Annotated in this window: 2 protein-coding genes and 1 pseudogene; 1 reads left to right on the plus strand and 2 read right to left on the minus strand. The window is 73.4% G+C overall.

What is annotated here, in order from left to right:
• A pseudogene (locus AB0F10_RS45365) lies at positions 1-595 on the plus strand (hypothetical protein); the annotation flags it as partial.
• 42 nt (positions 596-637) lie between these two features.
• On the opposite strand, the gene AB0F10_RS45370 reads toward AB0F10_RS45365, so the two are convergent.
• Positions 638-1,498: an alpha/beta hydrolase gene (locus AB0F10_RS45370; RefSeq protein ID WP_360640789.1), complete on the minus strand. Its 861-nt coding sequence runs from the start codon at positions 1,496-1,498 to the stop codon at positions 638-640.
• A 223-nt stretch (positions 1,499-1,721) separates the two neighbouring features.
• The coding region (locus AB0F10_RS45375; RefSeq protein WP_360640791.1) for a PfkB family carbohydrate kinase at positions 1,722-2,008 on the minus strand (287 nt) is incomplete at its 5' end.

Raw genomic sequence — 2,008 nt, forward strand, 5'->3', positions numbered from 1 at the left:
GCGGCGGCTGGCCGCGCGTCGCGCAGCAGCCTGGCGACGGGCGGACGAGGAGTTCCGGTCGGCGCTGGTGGCCGCCGGCCGCGCGCAGCTGAGCTCGTCGGGCGACGCGCCCGAACTGCACCGGGTGGCGTCGGCGCTCGCCGCCCGGCGCGACCGGATCGCCCTGGCGCCGCCGGGCCGGCCGTTCTGGATGGGCGACCGTATCGCGGCCGCCGGCACGCGGGTGCATGACAAGTACCGGCTGGACCTGGCGACGGCCTGGCCGCGCCTGTGGCTGGTCCTGCCGGATCCGGTACGCACGGAGTTCGGGCTGTCCCGGGCGGCGCTGACCCGGGACTCCTGCCTGGCGGGGTGGGCGCTGGCGTACGCGGTGCTGGGGTTCTGGTGGTGGCCGGCGCTGGTCATCGGGTGCGGGTGCGGGGTCCTGGCGTGGGTCCGGGCGCGGTCCTCGGTCGGCCTGCTGGCGGAGCTGGTGGAGTCGGCCGTCGACGTACACGGGCGGGCCCTCGCCGAATCGCTGGGTCTGCCGTGTGCGGGCGTCCTGACGAGGGAGACCGGGGCGGAAATCACCGCCATCGCCCGCAACGATCCCTGAGGCGCCGACGCCCCGCGCCGGGGCGTCGGCGCGTTCGCCGGGTCAGGAGTGCGGGCAGGTGTCGCGGTACTCCTGGATGGTCGATCCGCTCGGGGCCGGGCAGAGGAACTGCTCATAGCGGGTGTCGTTGTCGATGAAGCGCTTGAGCCACGAGATGCTGTACTTCGCGATGGTCACGTTCGTCGAGGTGGGCGCCGAGTGCGTGGCGTTGTTGAGCTCGAGGTACGCCTTGTCGAGGCTGCTCGGCAGGCTGGTGTAGAACGGCTCGGCGTGCGACGCCACCGGGGCGGTGGTGTCGTTCTCGGCGCCGATGATCAGCGTCGGGACGGTGTCGGAGGACCAGTTCTTGGTGCCGTGCCAAGGGGTCAGCGGGATGGCCGCCTGCAGTTGCGGGCGGGTCCGGGACGCGGAGAGGCTGCCGCCGCCGCCCATCGAGTGGCCCATGACGCCGAGCCGGGTGGCGTCGATGCGGCTCCGCACCGAGCTCGTGTTGGTCAGATAGTCGAGCGCGGCCAGCAGCTGCGTGCCGCGGCTGGCCGGCTGGTCGAGGGTGCTGAGGGTGTCGATCGTGATGACCACGAAGCCCTGCGAGGCCAGGCGCGGGCCGTACCAGGCGACGCTCGACTGCGACGCCGTGAACCCGGGTGAGATCGCGATGGCTCCGAACGTGCCGTCGGTCGTGCTGGTCGGGTAGTAGATCGTGCCGCCGCCGAAGCCCGAGACGCTCGAGCGCGCCACGGTGACCTGGGCGAAGGCGTAGTAGCCGCGGCTGGCCTCGATGCTGGCCACGGTCGGTGCGGGTCCGCGCTCGTACGGGTTGGCGGCCTGGGCGGGGGTGGGGGCGGCGACCAGCGCGGCGGCCAGGGTGAGTGCGCCCAGCAGGCGCGTGACGGGATTTCGCATTTCCGGGGCTCCCTGCGGTGGAAGGGATCGCGTCGTCGCCCGGAAGGCGGGGGTTCGGCCCCGCGCGTGGTGGACGAGTCCGGCGGCCTCGTAAATCGAGGTACGTAAATACTCTGTTAATTTCGCTACTGGTTGGTAATCCCGATGTCATCATGTTTCGCCGGTATGACGGGGGCGACGACATTCGTCGATCAAGGTGCGCGGCCGCCGGCCATGCGGCGGGTCAGGCCGGGCGGTGATCGCGGACGGCGTCGAGCCAGGCGCGCGGGCCGGCGTGCCGCACCCGGATGCCCGCGATCCGCGTCGCGAAGCTCAGCGCGGGCACGAGATCGGGGTCGCGGGCCAGGGCGACCGCGAGCGCGCCGTGGAAGGCGTCGCCGGCGCCCGCCGTGTCGACGGCCGCCACCCTCGGCACCGGCAACTCGCCGCCCCGGTCGCCGGACCACCACACGATCGGATCCGGCCCGCGGGTGATCGCCCCGCGCCGCACGCCGGCGGCGCGCAGGGCGT

Origin of the sequence: Actinoplanes sp. NPDC026623 (assembly GCF_040638275.1) — a bacterium.
In the GTDB taxonomy this organism is placed as follows: Bacteria; Actinomycetota; Actinomycetes; order Mycobacteriales; family Micromonosporaceae; genus Actinoplanes.